Raw genomic sequence first — 21473 nt, 5'->3', positions numbered from 1 at the left:
CGACGGCGGGTGCCGCACCGGTCAGCCGATGGCCATGTCCACGAAGCGGGACAGGTGCAGCTGGGCAGCGACGGTCACCGTGTCGGTGGGGCCATTCCGATGCTTAGCGACAATGAAATCCGCTTCGCCGGCCCGCGGCGACTCCTTGTCGTAGTAGTCGTCACGATGCAGAAGGATGACAACATCGGCATCTTGCTCAATTGAGCCTGATTCGCGCAAATCGGACAACTGGGGTCGCTTATCGGTGCGCTGCTCGGGGCCACGGTTCAGCTGACTGACCGCGATGACCGGGCACTCGACCTCCTTGGCCAACAGCTTCAGGCCACGGGACAGATCGGCGACCTCCTGCTGGCGGCTCTCGGTGCGCTTCGGTGAGGTCATCAGCTGCAGATAGTCGACCACGATCATTTTGAGGTCGTGCCGCTGCTTCAACCGTCTGGCCTTGGCCCGGATCTCCATCAGGTTCATGCTCGGCGTGTCATCGACGAAGAGCGGCGCCTCACTGATCTCACCCATACACCGGGCCAGCTTGGTCCAGTCGTCGTCGGAGAGCTGACCGCTGCGCAGTACGTGCAGTGGCACCCGCGCCTCGGCGGAGAGCAGCCGCATGACGATCTCGACCTTGCTCATTTCCAGCGAGAAGATCGCGGCAGCCTGGTTGGCGCGGATAGCAGCATTGCGGGCGAAGTCCATGCTGGCGGTGCTGTTGTGGGTAGGGATCATCGCCCGGCTGGCCAGGTACAGGTGTTCGTCGTTGTCGACGGTCACGCACCGCACCGGAACGCTGGGGACCGGCCGGACGTCGACGACGAACCGCGAGGTCGTTCGCACGTCGGAGGTGGTGCGGCGACGTTCGGCGTGCGCATCCTGCTTGCGCCTGAGCCGGAAGACGACATCCGGGGTGGAGAAGTTCAACGTGTACGCGATGGACGACTCGGGGGTGCGACCACGGACCGGCTTCACGTTGACCGTGCAGCGGTAGCCGAGGCTGACGACGAGTTCGCGTACGTCATCGGCCAGCCGCTTCGAGGTCGACGTGTAGTGCAGGTTGCCGGAGGGGGCGACGGTCCCATCGGTGTCCATCAGCCCAGCGAGCAACGCCCGGCGCTGAGCCTCCGAGGCGCGCAGATAGACGCCCGGGATGTGCTTGTTCCCCGCTACCCCAATCTGACGCAACAGGCCGAGGAAGGAACCGTTCCGGTGACGGCAGTCGGCACACTTCCCGGTCGCTGGATTCTCCCGCAACGCCCTGGTGGAAACGCCGCAGTCCCCGCAGACACCGTTCCCCGAAGCAGCGGACGTGGGCTGCAGCAGAATGGTGTAGATCATCGGCCCGCTGGGCCGCACGACGAAGCCGTCCGCCTCGACGTGCGTGACCATCTCCGGATCTGCCGTGGTGAAGCGGCTGGCGTCGCTGTGCCCGTCACCCAGCCACGTCCCCAAGGTGTAGGGCGGGACCAGCAACTCACGGTCCGGGAGCTGGATGGGTGCGCAGTTCCGTACGGCATGGTTGAGCCGCCGCTGGGCGGTGTCGGTACGCAGCGTGGCTGCGATCTCGGCAGTGGTGACGACGCCGTCGTGGTCGGCCCGGCTGCCGGCGTTGACCTCCCGCTCGGCTCGTTCGAGGAGCGCGCTCAGAAGCGGACCAGTCGGATAGCCGGGCGCAGTCCAGTTCTGCGGCTTGCCGTTGCGGACGATGGGACGGCTGATCCGGCCGACCGATCCGACCTCCCGGGCGACGGTGTGCAGGACATGCCGAAACTCGGGGCCGACCTGTTCAACCGTGTCGAAGAGAGTGATCGGCTGATTCTGCAGAGAGCTCAGCCGCTCGTGTACCGCACGAACGTTGGTCAGCGCCGATTCGGGCCAGTGCCGCCTGTGCCGCGCTGGCCCCTGCCGCCGACTGGCCCGACTGGTCGTCTTCCACAGGTGTTCCGCGTCGGCCACGATGACCGTGCCGTCGGAGAACTCCACCTCGTAGCAGGGGCGGTCGTGCATGACGTCGAAGGCGTGTGTGACGGTGGTGGGTCTGCCGTCCGCCGCCAGAAGTTGATCGCCAGCCTTCACCTCGCCCATGGTGGTCCAGCCACCCGGGGTCGGCAGTGGGGTGTCGAGCGCGAGCGCCTTGCCCAAACCGGGCCTTCCAGCCACGATGATCAACTGTCCAGCGTGCAGGCCGTTGAGTAGTCGGTCCAGGTCGCTGAAGCCGGTCGGCACCCCGGTCATCATGCCGCCCTGCGCGCCCACCGCCTCGATCTCGTCGAGTGTCGGCTGCAACATGTCGGCCAGGATCGCGAAGTCCTCGCTGACCCGGCGTTCGGTGACGTCATAGACGGCCTGCTGGGCGAGGTCCACGACATCGTCGACGTCCCGGGCGCCGCCGCTGGCGGTGCCGTAGCCCAGTTGCACGATCTTGGTGCCGGCCTCGACCAACCGGCGCAGCACCGCGCGTTCGCTGACGATGCGCGCGTAGTAGGCCGCGTTCGCGGCGGTCGGCACGCTGGCGATGAGGGTGTGCAGGTAGGGCGCGCCGCCGATGCGGACCAGGTCGCCGGAGTCGGCGAGCGCCGCCGCAACCGTGATCGAGTCGGCCGGCTCACCCCGGCCGTAGATGTCGAGGATGATGTCGAAGATGGTGGCGTGCACCGGCCGGTAGAAGTCGTTGGTCTTGAGGATCTCGACGACGTCGGCGATGGCGTCCTTGGAGAGCAGCATGCCGCCGAGGACGCACTGCTCTGCGGCGACGTCCTGGGGTGGGGTCTTGTCGAACTGGCCGTCTCGTGGTGCCGGTGGTTGGCCGCCACCGGACCGTGACTCCGCCCGCATGTCGTCGGTGACCGACACGGGTCCCCCCTCCACTGCGTCGGATCTGTTCCAGCTCTACCGCTGGGGTCTGACACTTCCGTCCGACCGGGCCGGTCGATCGGGGGCCATCGCGCCGGCGGTCGGGGGCCAACCATACGGACCCCGAGGTCAGAGACTCAACAACACCGGTGGACGAGCCTCGGGACAACCTGTGGATGCCGGTGGACATGATGTGCGCAGTGTGTGCACAGCCTGTGGATAACCACTGGGGAATTCCTGGCCTCATCTCTTTGACCTGCGGAAACATGCTCCCCAGCCTGTGGAGGAGAATATTTCGGTCGGGTCTGTGACACGATCGTCCCGTACTATCTCCAGCGAACGGCTACACCTGGACAGCGGATTCCGCTTTCGGTTCAGAAGGGTCACACTCCGGCCGTGAGTTACCGGGACTGGGGACGCGGGGATGGCAGCCCGCGCGAGCGCCAGCCGACCTCCTCGTGGGGTGAGCGCGCGGCGTCTCTTCCGGTTGAGCCGTACGACGAGGACGGCCGCTACCGGACGTCCAGCCGGCGGCGTGCGTTGGACCGCGGCCAGGACGAGCCCGTCGACGCCTACCTGCCCCGGTGGGCGCTGGAGTCGGGTGTTCGGCACGCCGACGGCGGCGGTCGCCACGCGGCACCGGACGAGGACGAGCCCGAGCGCGAGCCTGAGCGGCCGACTTCCGGTGCCGGCCGGCGGTCCATCGAGTCGTCGGGCAGCCGACGGCGGGGCAGCGAGACGAGTTGGCGGGAGCAGGCCGCGATCGGCGCGGCCCCCGAGTCGGACCACACCCGGGAGTGGACGCTCGACCGTCCGCAGGAGCAGGGGTACGCCGGGCGCCGACGCGCGGACGCCGGGGAGGATGAGCCGGTCTCCGGTGCTGTCCCGGACCGCCGTCCCCGCCGTGCGCCCGCTGGCCGTCCGCAGGTGATCTGGTCGGGCGGGGATCTGGAGCCCGCTCCGAGCGAGCCGGTGCCGGACGTGAGCCGCCCCACCCGGCGCAGCCGGCGTGCGGCGGAGGAGTCGTGGTCCCGGCCGGCGGACGACCCGTGGGCACGTGGGTCGGATCGGGTGGCCGAGCCCGAGCCGTCGTACCCGCCCGCGGTGGATCCGTGGGACTCGTCGGGCGTGCACGCGTGGCCGCCCGGTGCCGGTGCTGACGGCACGGATCTGAGCGAGCAGTGGTCGGCGGTGGATGGCGTCGGCGGCTGGGTGCGGTCCGACCGCACCGGCCAGTGGGAGCGGTCCGCGATCGAGGACGACCAGTGGGAGCGTGCGTTGCCGCCGCCCTCCGACCGGGCTGCCGCGGCGGAGGATTGGCCGACGCGGGACGACGGGTTCTGGTCCGGCACCCGGCTGGCGGGCGATGATCCCAGATGGACGGATCCGCTGCCGTCGGCGCCCCGCTCACCGGTGGTGGGCTACACGGCTCCTCGGCCGCGCAGTGCGCCGGTTCCCCCTCGGGCCGCGCCACGGCGGCGGGCGGACCGGGCGGCGGTCGGTGCGGCGTCGGTGCGGCGTCGGGTCGAGTCGGCGGCCACCGGTGCCTGGGCTCGCCGCCTGGAGGACGATCTGCTCGACCCGGATCCGGGTGGGCCCTTCCGGCCGTTGCTGTACACGGCTGCCTGTTATCTCACGCCGGCGGTTCTGATCTTCGTGTGGCTGTTGACGTTGGACAGTCAGGCGCCGGCTGGTTGTGTGACCGACATCAGCGGGGGTGGGTGCGACTCGCCCCGGTCCCGCGCGTTGGAGTCGCTGCTGGCCGGCTCACCGCGCTTCGCGTTGGCGTTGGTGAGCAGTCTGGTGGTGGCGGCGCTGCTGCGTCGGGTGGGCACGACGTGGCGTTCGGCCACCATCGCGCTCGCCGCCGCGGTGGTGGGCGGCGGCCTCTCCACGGTGCTGATCAGCGCGGTGACCGGTCAACCGATCGGGTGACCGGCCGGCGAGTCGAGGCCGCGCCGGGTGGGTTCGCCGGCGAGCGTGGGAGCCGCGTGCCCGGGCCGTCTCGCCGCTGCTGCACGGGGTGATCGTCAGCGGCACCGGTGGCGAGGCCTTGGTCAGGGGCCGATGACGTACGCACGAGGGCCCGCACCGACTGCTCGGTGCGGGCCCTCGTGGTGGTGTTGCGGACGTCAGCCCTGAAGGACGTTCAGGTTGAACGACGCGGTCACCTCGGGGTGAAGCTTGATCTTCACCGGGTAGCTGCCGGTCGACTTGATGTGACCGGGCACCTCCAGCCGGCGACGGTCGAGGACCGGGCCGCTGGCCGCCTTGACGGCGTCGACGATCTCGGCCGGAGTGACCGAGCCGAAGAGCCGTCCGCCGTCGCCGGCGCGGACCTTCAGGTTGACCTTGAGACCCTCGAGCTGAGCCTTGACCTCGTTGGCGTGGTCGAGGTCGCGGATCTCGCGAGCCCCACGGGCCCGCTTGATGACCGTGACCTGCTTTTCCGCGCCCTTGGTCCAGGCGATCGCGAAGCCCTGCGGCAGCAGGTAGTTACGGCCGTAGCCGTCCTTGACCTCGACGACGTCGCCCGGGGCACCGAGGCCGGACACTTCCTGAGTCAGGATGATCTTCATATCGGTGCCTCCTCTCAGCGGGTGGTGGCCGTGTACGGCAGGAGCGCCATCTCACGGGCGTTCTTGACTGCACGGGCGATCTGCCGCTGCTGCTGCGAGGTCACGCCGGTCACCCGACGAGCGCGGATCTTGCCGCGATCGGAGATGAACTTGCGCAGCAGCGCGGTGTCCTTGTAATCGATGTAGGCGATCCCGTCCTTGTCGAGCGGGTTCACCTTCTTCTTGGGCTTGCGCAGTGCCGCAGCCTTGGCCGTTGCACGTGCTCCTGGTTTGCGATCGCGAGCGCTAGGCGCCATTAGAACGGTGGCTCCTCATCAAAATTGGCGCCCGAACCGGCACGCGCGGGAGAGGGAGAGGGAGCAGCCGAAGCCCAGGGGTCGTCGAAGTTGCCTCCGCCGCCACCCTGACCGCCGCCACCGCCGCCACCGAAGCCGCCGCCACCGCCGCCGGAGCGGGACATCTTCTGCACCTTCGCCGTGGCGTAGCGCAGCGACGGGCCGATCTCGTCGACCTCAAGCTCGATGACGGTGCGCTTCTCACCCTCGCGGGTCTCGTACGACCGCTGACGCAGCCGGCCCGACACGATCACCCGGGCGCCACGCTGCAGCGACTCGGCGACGTGCTCGGCGGCCTGCCGCCACACGGTGCATGCGAGGAACAGCGGCTCGCCGTCCTTCCATTCGTTCGACGCCTTGTCCATGAAACGGGGCGTCGAAGCGACTCGGAACTTGGCGACCGCAGCCCCGGAGGGGGTGAACCGCAACTCGGGGTCATCGGTCAGATTGCCGATGACCGTGATGGTGGTGTCTCCTGCCATGACCATCTCCTCGCGCACTCAGCGTCTCGTCGTACAGGCTCGCAGAGCCGTACGACAGAGTCACGGAGGCTGATCCGGACGAACCGGGGTTGGATGCTCTAGCGCATTTCCGGTCGGATGACCTTGGTGCGCAGCACGGACTCGTTGAGGCGCAACTGACGGTCCAGCTCGGCCACCGCAGCAGGCGTGGCCTGCAGGTCGATGACGGCGTAGATGCCCTCGGCCTTCTTGTTGATCTCGTACGCGAGGCGCCGGCGGCCCCACACGTCGGTCTTCTCAACCGAGCCACCCGCGGTCCGAATCACGTTCAGGTACGTGTCGAGCGACGGTGCGACGGTGCGCTCCTCGAGGCTGGAGTCGAGGATGACCATGAGTTCGTAGTGACGCAAGACGTGCTCACCTCCTGTGGGCTAAGCGGCCACGGTCCTTCCGTGGCAGGAGGTCTTGTGTCGCTGCCCGCACGCGCCGAGGGAACCCGGCCGGACGCGGACAACCGCACCAGGATACCCGGTCCGAACGATCATGCCCGGGGCGGTCGGATCAGCACCCGGACACGCTGACGGGGGTCCACCGCCCGACCGGGTAGCGATCGGTGGTGGACCCCCGTCCAACGAGGCCGCGGGGCGTCCCGTCCGCATTCCTTGGGTGGGACCTGGGGAGGAACGACCACACCGATGAGGTTGGACGGAAGACGCCCCGCGGAGCTTTATCGTGTTGTTATCTGACGATACAACAGCACTCGTACCTTGTCGGGGGAAAAAGTACAAATTTCCGAGATTCTTCATCGGCCTGGATCCGGGGTGTGAAGGGGCCGCCCCCGCCGCGCCGGGCCGCGTGGCGGAGGCAACCTCGCTGTCGGCCGTCGACCCCGGTCACCGGACGTGGCGCCCACGCCACCAACCGGACCGGGCACTGGTCGCCGGTTCAATCCCATCAACGAGCGTCGGTCCGAGCGGTGACGTGTGACCCCCCGCGACACCGCCCCGACCGTCGCGGCGGCAGTCAGGGTCGCGACGTAGGCTCGCTCGCATGCGTATCGGAGCCCACGTCGACTCGACCGACCCGCTGGCGGAGGCGGCCGCCCGGTCCGCCGACACCGTGCAGTTCTTCCTCTCCGACCCTCAGGGATGGAAGGCGCCCAAGCCTCGGGAGGACGCCGAACTACTGCGCACGGCCGAGGTCGACCTCTACGTGCACGCGCCGTACGTCATCAACGTGGCGACCCTCAACAACCGCATCCGGATCCCGAGCCGGAAGCTGTTGCTCGGGCACGCCAACGCGGCCGCCGCCATCGGCGCCAAGGGCGTGATCGTCCACGGCGGGCACGTCAACGCCGGTGACGACCTGGCCGTCGGCTTCGACAACTGGCGCAAGACCTTCGCGTACGCCGCCGACTCCGGTGGCTTCGGCGTGCCGGTTCTGATCGAGAACACCGCCGGGGGCGACAACGCGTGCGCCCGACGACTGGACGCGCTGGCTCGACTCTGGGACGCCATCGGCGACCACGAGGTCGGTTTCTGCCTGGACACCTGCCACGCGTACGCGGGCGGCGAGGACCTGCTCGGGCTCGTCGACCGGGTCAAGGCGATCACCGGCCGGATCGACCTGATCCACGCCAACAACTCCAAGGGCGCGTTCAACTCCGGCCAGGACCGGCACGACAACCTGGGCGGCGGGACGATCGACCCGGAACTGGTGGTGGCGGTGATCCGGGCGGCCGGGGCGCCGGTGGTGGTCGAGACACCGGGGGGTGTGGCCGGTCAGGCCGCCGACATCGACTTCCTCCGTCAGCAGCTCGGGACGGAGAGCCGGGCAGCATGACGACCGGACAGCCCGGGACCGGTGCGGCCCGGCCCGCCCCCGCCGGCGCGGAAGCCGAGAACCAACCCGCCACCGCATCCACGACGGGCCGCCCGACCCGGTCGGCCGACACCTCGGGCACCGACCAGGCGCCCGACTCCGCCGAGGCATCGGCTGCGACGTCGGCGGAAAGCCCCGGGCCGCGATCGACCGACGGCGCGAAACCCGGAGCGGCGACGAACGGCAGGCCCACGGGCGCCAGCGTCGCCACCGGTGACATCGAACCCGGTCCCGCGAAGGACGACGCGGCCAAAACCAGCGGTACGCGCGAAGCAAGCGATACCGCCAAAGCCAGCGGTACCGGCGAAGCAAGCGACGCGACCAAAGCCAGCGACACAGCCAAGGCCAGCGGTACGGCCCGGGACGTCACCGGCACGGACGCACCGAAGCGCGGCTGGATCAGCCGCCTGACCAAGCGCGGCAAGGCGGCCAAGGGGGCCAGCGCCACGGCCGGCGCCCCGGTCAACGACAGCGACCCGGCCAAGGACGACAAGACCAAGGCAGACGCCGCCAAAGACGGCGTCCTGGTCAAGGACAACGACCCGGACAAGGACGACAAGACCAAGGCAGACGCCGCCAAGGACGGCGACCCGGCCAAGGACGGCGACCCGAAGGACGACGCGGCCAAGGGCGATGGCGCGACCAAGAGCGCGAAGCCGGGCGACGCCAACGGTCAGCCACTGACCGATGGCGAGACGAAGCCGGCTGACCCGGATCGTTGGGAGGCGTTCGCTTCCGCTCCGGAGCCGAAGCCGTCCATCCTCACCCGGTCCGGCCGGGCCGTGGGCCGATTCCTGATCCACGAGTGGACCCTGGCCGCCCTCGGCGCGCTGGCGCTGGCCGTGCTGATGACCTGGCCGACGCTGCGCTACCCGCGCTACACACTTCCGCAGGACTACTGGGATCCGAGCCTGCAAGCCTGGCAGATGGCCTGGTCGGGGCACATCCTGCTGGCCGATCCGGCGCGCCTGTGGCAGTCCAACACGTTCTTCCCCGAGCTGTGGAGTTTCGCGTTCTCCGACACCCTGCTCGGGTACGCCCCGGCGGGGATGCTCGGCAGCGGCCCCGAGGACGCGGTCCTGCGCTACAACATCATGTTCGTGCTGGCGCACGCGCTCGCCACGTTCGGGGCGTACGCCCTGGCCCGACAGCTCGGTGCCGGCCGGATCGGTGCCGCCGTCGCCGGGGTCACCTACGCCTACGCGCCGTGGTTGCTGTCCCAGGCCGGGCACCTGCACGTGCTCTCCAACGGCGGGATTCCGCTGGCGCTGGCGATGTTGGCGCGCGGGCACGGTTGGTCACTGCGGCACGGTTACCGACCCGAGCGCCGGCACGACGGTTGGGTCTACGGCGGTTGGCTGGTGGCTGCCTGGCAGCTCAGCCTCGGCTTCGGCATCGGGCTGCCGTTCGCGTACTTCCTCGGCGTCGCGGTGTTGGTCGTCGTCGTCCTCTTCTACGTGCGGCGGCTGCGCACCCGCCAGGCCGTACCGTTCGGTCGCCGGCTGCTCCTCGCCGACCTGCTCGGCGGGTTGCTGTTCGCCGGTGTGGGTCTGCTGATGGCGTTCCCGTTCTTCCGGGTGACCGAGCTGCACCCGTACGCCGAGCGCACCATCGACGACGTCGGCATCTTCTCGCCGCCGGCGTCGGGTTTCGTGACGTCACCCGCGGAGTCGTTGATCTGGGGTGGACTGCACAAGGGCGCCCGGGCGGCACTGCCATGGCATCCGGAGATGACCCTGTTGCCGGGCTACGTGCTCTACGCGCTCGCCCTGGGTGGGCTGTTCTTCTCGGTCTGGCGGCTGCGGCATCGCCTGCTGCTGCTCGCCGGGGTGCTGGTGACGATGGCCTTCGCGATGGGCACCCGTTTCTTCGACGGCACCTTCACCTACGTGCCGCTCTTCGAGCACGTGCCGGGCTGGAGTGCTCTGCGTACTCCCGGTCGGTTGATGTTGTGGACCACGTTGTTGCTTGGCCTGCTCGCGGCGGGAGCGGTCACCGCGCTCACCGACCGGGTCCGCGAGTTGACCGCGCAGCGGATCCCGTCGTGGCCGGGGCCGTGGCTGCGGATGGCCACGTTGCTGCCGCTGCTGCTGGTCACCGTCGAGGGCCTGAACAACACCCCGCACCCGGTGGTGCCGAGAACGCCGGCCGCGATGCGTACGGCCGAGGGACCCCTGCTGGTGTTGCCCAGCAGCCAGAACCTGGACCAGCACGTGATGCTCTGGTCGACAAGTGGGTTCCCCGACGTGGTCAACGGCGGCAGTGGCTTCACTCCACGGCAGCTGGACGACGTCCGTCGGGTGAGCCAGGCGTTCCCCAACCAGACAAGCATCGACTACCTGCGCACGCTCGGCGTCCGGACGGTGGTGCTGCTGCGCGACCGGGTGCCAGGTACGCCGTGGGAGATCACCATCGACGCACCTGTCGAGTCGCTCGGCATCACCCGCCAGGAGGTCGGGAACGCCGTCGTCTACAAGCTCTGACGCGGGGTCAGGTGGCGGGGGTGGGCTCGGGTTCGGGTTCGGGGGCCGGTGCTTTGCGGCGCCAGCGGTCCAGCCACGGCGCATCGGGTGCGCCGTCGAGGACGCCACCGTCCGGGTCGTCCGGGTAGGTGGCCCGTACGGCGTCCCGCTCGGGGTGCCGGATCTCCTGGATGACCAGCACGCAGAGCACCACCACGGTGGTCAGCCGCAACGTGGAGGCCAGCACGAACACCCCCTCGGGGAAGACCGGGCGGCTGGTCGCCGCGCCGAGCAGCTCACCGTAGAAGGCGACGAAGTAGCAGACCTCGGCGATCTGCCAGGCCAGGAAGGCTCCCCACTTGGGGCGGGCCAGCACCACCAACGGCAGGAGCCACAGCACGAACTGCTGCGACCAGACCTTGCTGAAGATGAGGAACGCCGCGACCACCAGGAAGGCGAGCTGGCCCAGCCGCGGGCGGCGTGGTGCCCGCAGCGCCAGCACGGCCACGCCGAGGCAGGCCAGCCCGAACAGCGCGTACGAAAGGTTGTTGAGGGCGGGGATGTTGCCGTTCAGCCACTCGAACGGGCCGAGCCGGGCGGGGTCGTTGCCCACCTTGCCGTCCAGGTAACGCCCGATGTACCAGAACGTGCCCCAGTCGATCGGCCGAGTGGTGTTCAGCTCGAAGAATCGGTCCCAGTTGTCCGGGTACGCTCGCGCGGCGGGCAGGTTCACCAGCACCACGGCGGCGATCGCCGTACCGATGGCGGTGAGCGCGGCACGGACCCGGTCGGCCCGCAGCGCGAGAATGAGGATCGGCCCGAGCAGGAACAACGGCCACAGCTTGGCCGCGCCGGCCAGCCCGAGCAGCACACCGGCGACCGCCGGTCGTTTTCGGGCCCAGGCCAGCAGGCCGAAGGCGGCCAGCCCGATGGCCAGCAGGTCCCAGTTGACGGTGGCGGTGAGCACCAACGCCGGGGCGAGTGCGAACAACGCGGCGTCCCAGGGTCGTCTGCGGCGCAGCGCCAGGATCACCGCCACCGTGGCCACCGCGAGCGAGCCCAGCACCAGCGCGTTGAGGTTGTAGAACCACTGGCCCTGGTTGATGCCCGGGTCGTCGACACCGACCGCGTGCACCGGCAGGCCCAACGCGCCCATGAAGTAGCCGGTCAGCACCGGGTACTCGACCGGGTGGTCACGGTAGGGCACCTTGCCCTCGTTGAGCCCTTCGGCGTAGTAGAGGGCGAGGACGTCGGTGTAGCAGAACCGGGTGTACTGGACGTTGTTCTGCCAGGCGCCGTCCTGGCAGGGCGACTTCTGCACCCAGTGCAGCGCGAGAGTGAGGCAGACCAGGGCCAGCACGATCCGGACCGCGGTCCAGAACCGCCGCTCCTGGCTGGCCGGCCGGTCCAGCGCGGTCGCGTGGTCGCCCAGCGGGCCGCCGATCGCACCGGAGAGGCCGCGGACGAACCCGTCGGAGCGGGACGGGTGGTCGGTGGTGCCGGCGTCGTCGATGCCGGGCGTCGACTGGGTGCTCATGAAAAGGCATCCTGCCGTATGACGGGGGTACCCGTCCCGTCCCGACGCGGAGAGATCTGGGTACGAAAACGCCGCCGCCGGCCGGACAGGTCGTCCGGTCGGCGGCGGCGTCGTGCGGAGCTGCGGGTCAGTCCTGGTTGGGCGGTAGGCCGGGCAGCACTCCACCGCCGGCACCACCGAACCCACCACCTGGCCCACCTGGCCCACCGGGCCCGCCAGGCCCACCGGGGTTACCGCCCGGGTTGCCCCCGGGGTTACCGCCCGGGTTACCGCCCTGAACCGTGCAGAACGGGTCGGTCAGCGGGTCACAGGCAGGGCCGCCCGGTTGGCCCGGCAGACCCGGGATGGCCGGCGGCGGCTCCTTGCCGTTGCCCTTCGTGACGTCACCCTCACCGGTGACGCTGGGCAGGGGGATCTCCTCCAGGCCCTTGAGGGCGGTGTTCATGTACTTTTCCCAGATCGGGCCGGGAAGGTTCGAGCCGCCCACATCCTTGCCGCTGGCGAGGCGGATCTGCGGCTTCTTCGGGTCGCGGCTGCCCACCCACACCGCTGTGGCGTTCTGCGGGGTGTAACCGACCGTCCAGGCGTGCGAGTTGTCGTCCTTGTCGTACTCCCAGGTGCCGGTCTTGGCGGCGGCCTGGCGGCCGTTCTCCAGGGAGATGTCGTTGGGGCGCGGGATCTGCTTCAGGACACCGGTGACCTCGTCGGTGATCTTCTTGGGGATCCGCGGCTCCACCTTGATGCGCTCGCTGCCGACGACCTTCCACTTGCCGGTGTCCTTGTCCTGCTGCTCCACCTTGATGACGAAGTGGGCCTTGATGTACTTGCCGTCGTTGGCGAACGTCGCCATGGCGTTGGCGTGGTCGAACACGGTGATCGGGTACTTGCCGAAACCGGTGTAGTTGTCGAACGGGTTCGGACCCTTCTTCGACAGGTCGAAGGCCTGCGGCGGGTCGACGCCCCACATGGTGGTCACGCCGGCCTTCCGGGCCATGTCGACGACCTTGTCCGCGCCGATCTTGTCGGCGACCCAGTAGAAGGGCACGTTGTACGACTGGACCGTCGACTCTTCGAGGGTGCAGTACTTGCCGCACTTGAGGTTGGTGCGGCCGGCGTTGCCGATCGCGACAGAGGAACCCTCGGGCTTGTACGGCGTGGGGTCCCAGTGCGACTTGACCGAGATGCCGGCCTCGATCGCGGCGGCCAGCGTGTACACCTTCATCGACGAGCCCGGCTGGTGCCCACCGGTCAGGTCGCCGTTCTTGTCGGTGTTCTTGCCTGCGTAGTCGAAGTCGGCGCCGCTGTCACCGCCGTAGTAGGCGAGCACGCGACCCTTCGACGGGTCGATCGACACCACGGCCGCCATCAGGTTCTTCGGCTGGTCGTTGAGCTCGGAGCCCTTCTTCGACTGCATCGCCGTGTTCTCCGCGGCGGTCTGCAACTTCGGGTCGATGGTGGTGGTGATCCGGTAGCCGCCGTCGCGCAGCGCGTCCACGCAGCTCGTCTTGCCCTCCGCACCGCTGTCGGAGCAGAGGCCCATCGCGTCCATCTCCTGGCGGACGTAGTTGATGACGTTGCCGCGCGGGCTGTCGACACCGAACCCGTTGCCGCCCTTCTTCGGTGCCAGCACCTTCGGGTACTCGGTCGGCGACACGGGCTTGCCGGGGGAGTCCACCCAGCCTTCCTTCTTCATGCCGGCGAGCACGTAGTCCCACCGTGCCTTGGCGTCGGGCATGTTGACCGCGGGGTCGAACCCCTTGTGGGTGTCGCTGGCCACCGGCTGCTTGATGACCGCCGCGAGGACCGCGCCCTCGGCCACGTTGAGGTCCTTCGCCGACTTGCCGAAGTAGGTCTGGGCCGCCGCCTCGATGCCGTAGGCGCCGCGGCCGAAGTAGATCACGTTGAGGTAGTGCTGCATGATCTGCGGCTTGTCGTACTTCTCGTTCAGCTTGGAGGCGAGGATCGCCTCCTTCACCTTCCGGCCGTACGTGTCGTCCTGGAGATTCTCGAACGCGTTGCGGGCGTACTGCTGGGTGATGGTCGAGGCACCCTGCTTGTCGCCACCGGAGATGTTGTTCCATCCGGCCCGGACGATGCCCTTGTAGTCGACGCCGGAGTGCCGGTAGAAGTTGCGGTCCTCGGCTGCCGCCACCGCGTGCTGCACGAACTCCGGGATCTGGTTGATGGTGACGAACGTACGGTTCTCGCTGCCCAGCTTGGCCAACGCGGTCTTGCCGTCCTTGGCGTACACCGTGGTGGACAGCGGCAGCGGCAACTCGTTGGGCATGACCACGTTCGTCGAGTAGTAGGTGAACCCGACCACGCCGACACCGGCCAGCATGATGAAGACCGCGACCCCGGCGATCAGCAGGTTCATCCGTTTGCGCTTCTTCGCCCGCGCCGCTCCCGGGCCGCCGGCGCCACGACCGCCCCGGCCCGGCCCGTTGGGTCCGCCCGGACCGTTGGGCCCACCCGGGCCACCGGGACCGCCGGAGACCGGCGAGACGCTCGCCCGGGCCACCGCGGCGCGGCCACCCACCGAGGCGGAGCCGACACTGGCCCGGCCCGCCGAGGCGGCGCCGACAGCGGCGGCACCGACCGTGGCCCGACCTGCCGGTGCTCCGGGCGCCGGGGACACGGGCACCGAGGCCCGGCCCGCGCCGGCACGACCGGCGGCCACACCCGGCGCCGGCGACACCGGCACCGAGGCCCGCCCTGCTCGGCCCGGGGTCGCCGAACCCACCGAGGCCGATCCGGCCGCCGCGGTGCCACGCGGCGGCACCGAGGCAGAACCGCCCACCGTGGCCCGCCCACCGGCGGCCCGCGGCGGCACCGAGGCGCGACCCGGGGTTGCCGCGCCGCCCTCCGAGGCCGACCAGCCACTCCCGGGGGAGTCACCGCCGGGTCTGCGGTGCGCGTCGTCCGCGCCCGACCCGGGGTTGCCGTTCGCACCCGGGTACTGGGCCCGGCCGCGCGCAGAACTGGGATCGCCGTACGAGTTCATTCCTCACACCCTGCCGGTCGCGGTGGGGCGCGACTGCGCCGCCACCGGGTTGCCGTGAGTTGCTTCACCCGGGACGGTGGCACGAGAGTGCCACCTCACCGAGGTCAATGCCGTATCAATCGGGCCAATCGGACCAACGAGCGGTCGTCCGTCCCGGGTTTTGTCGATGGCCCCGGGGCCGGTCCAACCAGCTGCGATCACCGTTGCGCCTCTCGCCTCCGCCGACCCGCACCTTCGGCGGCCGCCATGTCCTGCTCGCCGGTGCCGTCGCTGTCGCCGGTCAGACCGTCCCGGCCGAGCAGGTACTGCTCGACGAGATGGTTCCAGTCACAGCCGAGGCACACCTCCACCACGAAGACCTGGAACTCACGCAGCGTCATCGCCAGGACGGGCAGCTCGGTAAGTGTCCGTGCCTGCCCGGCGGACTGCTTGAGCTCGTCGCCATAAATGTAGTGGACGAGGGTCAGGTTTTCACTGCGGCAGATCGGGCAGCGCCGCTCGGTCGGCTCTCCGTGGAACCGGGCGGCGTTCTTCAGGTACGGCGATGCGTCGCAGACGTCGTACGTGCCGACCCGGCCGGCCAGGAGCTCACGCAGCACTGCTCGCTTCTGAAGCGAGTAGTCGACGACCTGGCGCTGCGTACGCATGCGGAGAAGGGTACGCGGTCCGGCCCGACCAGGCGACCATGCTCACGATCCGTGACGACGACGTCTCGGAACGGGGGTTTGCCCTGGCTGGCGCGACCCGCTAACGTGCGATGTATCGGACCGATACATCGCGGCGGTTACCGCTTCACGCCGGAGGGTAAGGAGAGGGTGGCCAGTGCTCGAGTTCGCCATCCTCGGCCTCCTGCAGGAGTCTCCGATGCACGGCTACGAGCTGCGCAAGGAGCTGACCGCCAAACTCGGCGCGATCCGGGCGGCGATCAGCTACGGCTCGCTCTATCCAACCCTGCGCAGGCTGCAGGCGGCGGGATGGATCACCGAAGCTGCTGAGACACCCGCCACTGCCGAGGAGGTTCCCGCGCTGACCAGCCGACGAGGTCGGGTGGTCTACAAAATCACCGCGGACGGCAAGGAACGCTTCGCCCAGCTGATCGCACAGGCCGGGCCCGAGACGTATGACGACACGGGCTTCGGGGTGCACTTCGCGTTCTTCGCCCGGACCGACCAGGCGACCCGCCTGCGCATTCTGGAGGGTCGCCGCCGCAAGATCGAGGAGCGTCGCGAAGGGCTTCGTGACGTGCTGGGCCGGGCAGCCGAGCGCCTCGACGCTTACACCTTGGAACTACAGCGCCACGGCCTCGACGCCTGTGAGCGCGAGGTCCGCTGGCTGGAGGAGCTCATCGCCAACGAGCGCTCCGGCCGAGCCCCGACGGTCCCGAACATCGGGACGGCCGGTGGCCGACGAGAAGACAACAGCCCGCCTCCGCCTGGAGAGACCAGGAATGAGCGGCCGTGACAGAAAAGAAGGAGGCAGACGCTATGGGCTCCGTCCGCGTCGCCATCGTCGGTGTGGGTAACTGCGCCTCGTCCCTTGTTCAGGGCGTCGAGTACTACCGGAATGCCGACCCGAACGACCGCGTCCCGGGTCTCATGCACGTCGCCTTCGGCGACTACCACGTCAACTCCGTGGAGTTTGTCGCGGCGTTCGACGTGGACGCCAAGAAGGTGGGCATGGACCTCGCGGAGGCGATCGTCGCCAGCGAGAACAACACCATCAAGCTCTGCGACGTGCCGCCGACCGGCATCAGCGTGCAGCGCGGTCCGACCTTCGACGGTCTGGGCCAGTACTACCGCGAGATCGTCGAGGAGTCCGACGCGACCCCCGTCGACGTGGCGCAGGCGCTGCGCGACGCGCAGGTCGACGTCGTCGTCTGCTACCTCCCGGTCGGCTCCGAGCAGGCCGCCAAGTTCTACGCCCAGGCCGCGATCGACGCCGGCTGCGCGTTCGTCAACGCCCTGCCGGTCTTCATCGCCTCCGACCCGGAGTGGGCCCAGAAGTTCACCGACGCGGGCCTGCCGATCGTCGGTGACGACATCAAGAGCCAGGTCGGCGCCACCATCGTGCACCGCGCGCTGGCGAAGCTCTTCGAGGACCGCGGCGTCGAGCTGCTGCGCACGTACCAGCTCAACTTCGGCGGCAACATGGACTTCATGAACATGCTGGAGCGCAAGCGGCTGGTCTCGAAGAAGATCTCGAAGACCCAGTCGGTCACCTCGCAGATCCCGCACGAGATGAGCAAGAGCGACGTGCACATCGGCCCGTCGGACCACGTGCCGTGGCTGGACGACCGCAAGTGGGCGTACATCCGCCTGGAGGGCCGCTCGTTCGGTGACACCCCGCTGAACGCCGAGCTCAAGCTCGAGGTGTGGGACTCTCCGAACTCGGCTGGCGTCATCATCGACGCGGTTCGGGCTGCGAAGATCGCGCTGGACCGGAAGATCGGCGGCCCGATCCTGTCGGCCTCGTCGTACTTCATGAAGTCCCCGCCGGTGCAGTACGCCGACCACGACGCCCACCAGGCCGTCGAGGAGTTCATCGCCGGCGAGGTCGAGCGCTGACCCGCTGAGCACCAGGTACGGCCGAGGGCCGGGTCCGTTGGGACCCGGCCCTCGCCGCGTTCGGCGCCTCGCCGTCCGGACGGCGAGCGAGCTACTTCCAGCTCGGCTTGCCCTGCTTGGCCTTGGCCGCCCGCTCCGCCTTGCGGTCGGCAAGCGACTTGGCGCCGCGGGCCGCGGCGTTGACGGAGTACGGCAGGATGTCCTCGTGGACCTCGCCGTAGCCGACCACGAACGCCGTCACGTCGAGGACGACGTGCGTGGTCTGGAGCGCGTAGATCGAAACGGCGTCGGCGGTCCAGCCGATGCCCGACATGAACGCGTTCGAGTTGACCTGGTTGGCCGAGTAGTTCAGTGACGCGAAGTTCGCCGGCCGCGCGGTGTCGTAGGGGAAGATCTGCAGGAAGCCCGCGTTGACCGCGGTCGTCGCGGTGACGATGCCGAAGAGCGCGTCACCGTAGTAGACGAAGTCCTCAAGCAGGACGTGGATCGTCTGGCCGCCCCGCAGGCGGCCCGCGCTGTCCAGGGTGGTCGAGGAGGCGTTGGCGATCCGGTTGCGAAGGCCGGGGTCCCGGGTGTCGATGACCCGCTGCGGGACGATCGGCACGATCTGGTTCGAGTTGCCGGTGGTGTACACGTAGTCGGTGATGGAGTTGTTGGCGCTGTCCTTGACGGACACCACCTGGAAGTTGCCGTCCTTGTCCACGCCCATCGAGCCGATCGGCGCTTTCGTACTCAGCTGGTCACCGCTGGGGGTCAGCATGAGCTGTGGGCCGGCGAACTTGACGTTGAACGCGCCCGTTTCGAGGTTCGTGTTCTCCAACCGCAGGGTCGGCACGTTCGCCGGGTTGACCAGGGCGGTGGTGCCGCCGCCCGTGACGACGTTGTTGGCGGCCTGGATCACCGGCTGACCAGGGTCGGCCTGGGCCGAGCCGGCCGCGACGGCACCGACCACTGTGGTGCCGGCGACGCCGGCGGCCACGGTGCCCGCGCGGCGCAGCAGCTGACGCCGGCCGACGTTCTTGTCCTGGTTTTCGGTCATGAGTACCCCCGCGAAAGTGGAAACGACGCTTGATCATGACCGCTGCGGCATGGAATCCATATCGACCGGTCGGCTGATAGTCGGGATTTGTCCCGCATCCGGCGGGCCGACCGACCGCGAGCGGTCAGGACCAGGCGTGGCGCAGGGCGACCGCGGCCTCCAACTCCAACAGCGTGACCTTGCGCGGCAGACCGCCACCGAAGCCGACCAGCTTGCCGCCCGCACCGACGATCCGGTGACACGGCACGATCACCGGCACCGGGTTGCGGTTACAGGCCACGCCCACCGCCCGAGCCGCCCCGGCATCGCCGACCCGGCGTGCCACCTCGCCGTACGTCAGCGTCTCGCCGTACGGAATGCGCGTCATCTCCCGCCACACGGCCCGCTCGAAGTCCGAGCCACGCGGCATCGACACCGGGACGGTGAACGCGGTCAGCTCGCCGGCGTAGTAGGCCCGCAGCTCGGCGACGGCCTGCCGGGACAGCTCGTCGCCGGGTTCCTCGGTGGCGGCCTCGACCCGACCGAAGTGGGTGCCGCAGACAGCCGTGCCATCGGTGGCGACGGAGAACTCACCGATCGGGGAGTCGAGCACGGTCCAACGCATCGCCCCATTCTCCCCGACCCGGGCGACCGGGCGAACCCCGCCGGCAGCAGCCGGTCCGCGTTGCGCGGCGTCGATACCGTGCAGGTCGTGGCAACGGGGACGCTCATCTTTCTGATCATCGGCGGGGCGGGCATCGGGGTGCTCGCGCTCGCCCTGCTCGGCACCGAGCTGTTCCAGTTCGGGCACGCCGACGTGGATGGTCCGATCTCGGTCGAAACGGTTGCCGGCTTCGCCGGGGCGTTCGGCTTCGGTGGGGCCATCGTCAACGAACTGCTCGGTGCGCGTACCCCCGGCATGATCGTCGGTGCGGCGGTCGGCGGCGTGCTCGCGGCCGTGCCCACCGGCTGGCTGGCGGCCCGGCTCAGCCGGGCCGCGCGCAACATGCGCACCGATCCCACCCCCACCCGCGACGACCTGGTCGGCGCGCTCGGCCTGGTCGTCACCCCGGTGCCGGTCGACGGCTACGGCGAGGTCCGGGTGCGCCTCGCCGGCCAACCGGTCAAGCTCAGCGCCCGCGCGGACCAGCCGATCCCGCTCGGCGCCCAGGTCTTCGTCGTGCAGGCGCTCAGCGAGACGAGCGTGCACGTCGAGACCTACTGATCTCCTCCTCGTAGACGGGACTCCTTTATATGGCCCTGCTCATCGCCATCGGTGGCGCGGTTGTCCTCGCGCTCATCCTGGTGCTCTTCGTGCTCTCCCGGATCAAGGTGGCCGGGCCGAACGAGGCGTTCATCGTCACCGGCCGCAAGGGCCGCACCACGCAGACCGCCGACGGCGGCCGGTCGACCGACAACTCCGGGCAGAAGGTCGTGCTGGGCGCCTCGGTCTTCGTGCTGCCGGTGGTGCAGAAGCTCCAGTCCCTCGACCTGTCCAGCCGGCGGATCGACGTCGGCATCCGGGGCGCGGTGAGCAAGCAGGGCATCCGCGCCGATCTGCACGGGGTGGCGATCGTCAAGGTCGGTGGCACCGAGGACGCCATCCGAGCCGCCGCCCAGCGGTTCCTGCACCAACAGGACGAGATCGACAACTTCACCCGGGAGGTGCTGGCCGGCGCGCTGCGCTCGATCGTCGGCCGGCTCACCGTCGAGGAGGTCATCCGGGACCGGGCGGCGTTCGCCAACGCGGTCGCCGAGGAGGCCGAGCACTCGATGACCAACCAGGGTCTGGTGCTGGACACGTTCCAGCTCCAGGACATCCTCGCCGAAGGGTCCTACCTGCAGGACCTGGGTCGACCCGAGGCCGCTCGGGTGCTCAAGGACGCGGCCATCGCCGAGGCGCGGGCCCGACAGCAGGCCGAGCAGGAACGACTGCTCGCCGAGGAGGCCATCGCCGAGGCAAACCGCAACCTGGCCCTCAAGCAGGCCGGCATCCAGGCCGAGATCGACGCGGCGAAGGCGAAGTCCGCCGCCGCCGGGCCGCTCGCCCAGGCGGAGCGGGACCAGGCCATCCTCTCCGAGCAGCAGAAGGTCGCCGAGCGCAACGCCGAACTCAAGCAGCGCCAACTCGACACCGAGGTACGCAAGCCCGCCGACGCGGCCCGGTACAAGGTGGAGCAGGAGGCCGAGGCGTCCCGCGCCGCGGCGGTGCTGCACGCCGACGCGCAGCGGCAGTCCGTGATCGCCGCCGCACAGGCCTCCGCCGAGCAGGCGCGGCTCACCGGTGAGGGCGAGCGGGCCCGACGTGCCGCACTGGCCGAGGCGAACGCGATCGAGGGTGCCAAGGAAGGTGAGGCCGAGCAGCGTCGCCGTTCCGCGATCGCCGAGGCGGTGGAGCGCGAGGGTCAGGCCGAGGCGGCGGCCATCCTGGCCAGGGGCGAGGCCGAGGCGGACGCGATGGCGCGCAAGGCCGAGGCGTTCGCCGCGTACGGGGAGGCAGCGGTCCTGGACCTGCTGGTGAAGGTGCTGCCGCAGGTGGTGGAGGCGGCCAGCGCCCCGATCGGGGCGATCGACAAGATGACTGTCATCTCGACCGACGGTGCGTCGTCGCTGACCAAGTCGGTGGCCGGCAACGTGGCGCAGGGGCTCCAGCTCGGCAGCGACCTGACCGGGATCGACCTGGCCGGTCTGCTGGCCCGGCTCGGCTCCGCGTCGAGTCCGACCCGCAACGGCGCCGCGTCCGTCGACGGGCAGGCCGTCGAGACCCGCTGACGGTGTACGCGACGGG

At 69.6% G+C, this 21473-nt stretch carries 18 protein-coding genes; 8 read left to right on the top strand and 10 right to left on the bottom strand.

What is annotated here, in order from left to right:
• Positions 1-21 precede the first annotated feature (21 nt).
• On the bottom strand, positions 22-2859 hold the full coding sequence (dnaB, locus tag AB0B14_RS16480; RefSeq protein ID WP_357522885.1) for a replicative DNA helicase: 2838 nt from the start codon (positions 2857-2859) through the stop codon (positions 22-24).
• Positions 2860-3240: 381 nt separating this feature from the next.
• On the opposite strand from dnaB, the gene AB0B14_RS16475 reads away from it, so the two are divergent.
• Positions 3241-4779 (top strand): hypothetical protein, encoded by a 1539-nt coding sequence (locus AB0B14_RS16475; protein ID WP_357522884.1) that lies wholly within the window; start codon positions 3241-3243, stop codon positions 4777-4779.
• Positions 4780-4976: 197 nt separating this feature from the next.
• Here AB0B14_RS16475 and rplI read toward each other — a convergent pair whose 3' ends face one another.
• The 4 genes from rplI to rpsF all read right to left on the bottom strand — a co-directional run bounded on the left by rplI (position 4977) and on the right by rpsF (position 6629).
• Positions 4977-5423, bottom strand: coding sequence for a 50S ribosomal protein L9 (gene rplI / locus AB0B14_RS16470; RefSeq protein WP_355028584.1), 447 nt, complete (start codon positions 5421-5423; stop codon positions 4977-4979).
• 14 nt (positions 5424-5437) lie between these two features.
• On the bottom strand, positions 5438-5719 hold the full coding sequence (gene rpsR / locus AB0B14_RS16465; protein ID WP_051723758.1) for a 30S ribosomal protein S18: 282 nt from the start codon (positions 5717-5719) through the stop codon (positions 5438-5440).
• A complete protein-coding gene (locus AB0B14_RS16460; RefSeq protein WP_030487687.1) occupies positions 5719-6258 on the bottom strand; it encodes a single-stranded DNA-binding protein in 540 nt (179 codons plus the stop codon). The genes rpsR and AB0B14_RS16460 overlap by 1 nt, the downstream gene beginning before the upstream one ends.
• A gap of 80 nt (positions 6259-6338) precedes the next feature.
• Entirely contained in the window at positions 6339-6629 is a 291-nt protein-coding gene (gene rpsF / locus AB0B14_RS16455) for a 30S ribosomal protein S6 (RefSeq protein WP_036391391.1), read from the bottom strand.
• Between the two features lie 640 nt (positions 6630-7269).
• On the opposite strand from rpsF, the gene AB0B14_RS16450 reads away from it, so the two are divergent.
• Together AB0B14_RS16450 and AB0B14_RS16445 are read left to right on the top strand one after the other, a co-directional pair.
• On the top strand, positions 7270-8061 hold the full coding sequence (locus AB0B14_RS16450) for a deoxyribonuclease IV (RefSeq protein WP_357066063.1): 792 nt from the start codon (positions 7270-7272) through the stop codon (positions 8059-8061).
• Entirely contained in the window at positions 8058-10583 is a 2526-nt protein-coding gene (locus tag AB0B14_RS16445; protein WP_357522883.1) for a hypothetical protein, read from the top strand. The genes AB0B14_RS16450 and AB0B14_RS16445 overlap by 4 nt, the downstream gene beginning before the upstream one ends.
• Before the next feature lie 7 nt (positions 10584-10590).
• Here AB0B14_RS16445 and AB0B14_RS16440 read toward each other — a convergent pair whose 3' ends face one another.
• Complete coding sequence (locus tag AB0B14_RS16440; protein ID WP_357066069.1) at positions 10591-12099, bottom strand: glycosyltransferase 87 family protein; 1509 nt, start codon at positions 12097-12099, stop codon at positions 10591-10593.
• A gap of 127 nt (positions 12100-12226) precedes the next feature.
• Positions 12227-14476: a transglycosylase domain-containing protein gene (locus AB0B14_RS16435; RefSeq protein WP_357066072.1), complete on the bottom strand. Its 2250-nt coding sequence runs from the start codon at positions 14474-14476 to the stop codon at positions 12227-12229.
• Here AB0B14_RS16435 and AB0B14_RS16430 point away from each other — a divergent pair.
• On the top strand, positions 14439-15161 hold the full coding sequence (locus AB0B14_RS16430; RefSeq protein ID WP_357066075.1) for a hypothetical protein: 723 nt from the start codon (positions 14439-14441) through the stop codon (positions 15159-15161). The two genes, AB0B14_RS16435 and AB0B14_RS16430, sit on opposite strands and share 38 nt — an antisense overlap.
• Before the next feature lie 139 nt (positions 15162-15300).
• Here AB0B14_RS16430 and AB0B14_RS16425 read toward each other — a convergent pair whose 3' ends face one another.
• Positions 15301-15750 (bottom strand): DUF5318 domain-containing protein, encoded by a 450-nt coding sequence (locus AB0B14_RS16425; RefSeq protein ID WP_357066078.1) that lies wholly within the window; start codon positions 15748-15750, stop codon positions 15301-15303.
• Between the two features lie 175 nt (positions 15751-15925).
• Here AB0B14_RS16425 and AB0B14_RS16420 point away from each other — a divergent pair, with 175 nt between their 5' ends.
• Both AB0B14_RS16420 and AB0B14_RS16415 read left to right on the top strand, forming a co-directional pair.
• Positions 15926-16564, top strand: coding sequence for a PadR family transcriptional regulator (locus AB0B14_RS16420; RefSeq protein ID WP_357066080.1), 639 nt, complete (start codon positions 15926-15928; stop codon positions 16562-16564).
• 23 nt (positions 16565-16587) lie between these two features.
• Positions 16588-17667 carry an inositol-3-phosphate synthase gene (locus tag AB0B14_RS16415; RefSeq protein ID WP_357066083.1) on the top strand — a complete coding sequence of 360 codons (1080 nt, stop codon included), beginning with the start codon at positions 16588-16590 and terminating at the stop codon, positions 17665-17667.
• 91 nt (positions 17668-17758) lie between these two features.
• Here AB0B14_RS16415 and AB0B14_RS16410 read toward each other — a convergent pair whose 3' ends face one another.
• Both AB0B14_RS16410 and AB0B14_RS16405 read right to left on the bottom strand, forming a co-directional pair.
• Positions 17759-18706, bottom strand: coding sequence for a hypothetical protein (locus AB0B14_RS16410; RefSeq protein ID WP_357522882.1), 948 nt, complete (start codon positions 18704-18706; stop codon positions 17759-17761).
• Positions 18707-18830: 124 nt separating this feature from the next.
• Positions 18831-19310: a methylated-DNA--[protein]-cysteine S-methyltransferase gene (locus tag AB0B14_RS16405; protein WP_357066089.1), complete on the bottom strand. Its 480-nt coding sequence runs from the start codon at positions 19308-19310 to the stop codon at positions 18831-18833.
• A gap of 78 nt (positions 19311-19388) precedes the next feature.
• Between AB0B14_RS16405 and AB0B14_RS16400 the strand changes: the two genes are divergently transcribed.
• Together AB0B14_RS16400 and AB0B14_RS16395 are read left to right on the top strand one after the other, a co-directional pair.
• Entirely contained in the window at positions 19389-19910 is a 522-nt protein-coding gene (locus AB0B14_RS16400; RefSeq protein WP_357066541.1) for a hypothetical protein, read from the top strand.
• Between the two features lie 29 nt (positions 19911-19939).
• A complete protein-coding gene (locus tag AB0B14_RS16395) occupies positions 19940-21457 on the top strand; it encodes an SPFH domain-containing protein (RefSeq protein WP_357066091.1) in 1518 nt (505 codons plus the stop codon).
• Positions 21458-21473 lie beyond the last annotated feature (16 nt).

The sequence above is a fragment of the Micromonospora sp. NPDC049171 genome (assembly GCF_040648275.1).
Classification (GTDB): domain Bacteria; phylum Actinomycetota; class Actinomycetes; order Mycobacteriales; family Micromonosporaceae; genus Micromonospora.
The sequence above is the reverse complement of the archived record's forward strand: the minus strand, read 5'-3'. Positions and strand labels throughout refer to the sequence as shown.

Excerpts from the sequence above, each read along its gene's own strand:
- AB0B14_RS16445 (WP_357522883.1), top strand. The coding sequence starts at position 8,058 with ATGACGACCGGACAGCCCGGGACCGGTGCGGCCCGGCCCGCCCCCGCC.
- rplI (WP_355028584.1), bottom strand. The coding sequence starts at position 5,423 with ATGAAGATCATCCTGACTCAGGAAGTGTCCGGCCTCGGTGCCCCGGGC.
- AB0B14_RS16440 (WP_357066069.1), bottom strand. The coding sequence starts at position 12,099 with ATGAGCACCCAGTCGACGCCCGGCATCGACGACGCCGGCACCACCGAC.
- AB0B14_RS16425 (WP_357066078.1), bottom strand. The coding sequence starts at position 15,750 with ATGCGTACGCAGCGCCAGGTCGTCGACTACTCGCTTCAGAAGCGAGCA.
- AB0B14_RS16395 (WP_357066091.1), top strand. The coding sequence starts at position 19,940 with ATGGCCCTGCTCATCGCCATCGGTGGCGCGGTTGTCCTCGCGCTCATC.
- AB0B14_RS16410 (WP_357522882.1), bottom strand. The coding sequence starts at position 18,706 with ATGACCGAAAACCAGGACAAGAACGTCGGCCGGCGTCAGCTGCTGCGC.
- AB0B14_RS16430 (WP_357066075.1), top strand. The coding sequence starts at position 14,439 with ATGATGAAGACCGCGACCCCGGCGATCAGCAGGTTCATCCGTTTGCGC.
- AB0B14_RS16415 (WP_357066083.1), top strand. The coding sequence starts at position 16,588 with ATGGGCTCCGTCCGCGTCGCCATCGTCGGTGTGGGTAACTGCGCCTCG.
- AB0B14_RS16405 (WP_357066089.1), bottom strand. The coding sequence starts at position 19,310 with ATGCGTTGGACCGTGCTCGACTCCCCGATCGGTGAGTTCTCCGTCGCC.
- AB0B14_RS16435 (WP_357066072.1), bottom strand. The coding sequence starts at position 14,476 with ATGAACCTGCTGATCGCCGGGGTCGCGGTCTTCATCATGCTGGCCGGT.
- rpsR (WP_051723758.1), bottom strand. The coding sequence starts at position 5,719 with ATGGCGCCTAGCGCTCGCGATCGCAAACCAGGAGCACGTGCAACGGCC.
- AB0B14_RS16450 (WP_357066063.1), top strand. The coding sequence starts at position 7,270 with ATGCGTATCGGAGCCCACGTCGACTCGACCGACCCGCTGGCGGAGGCG.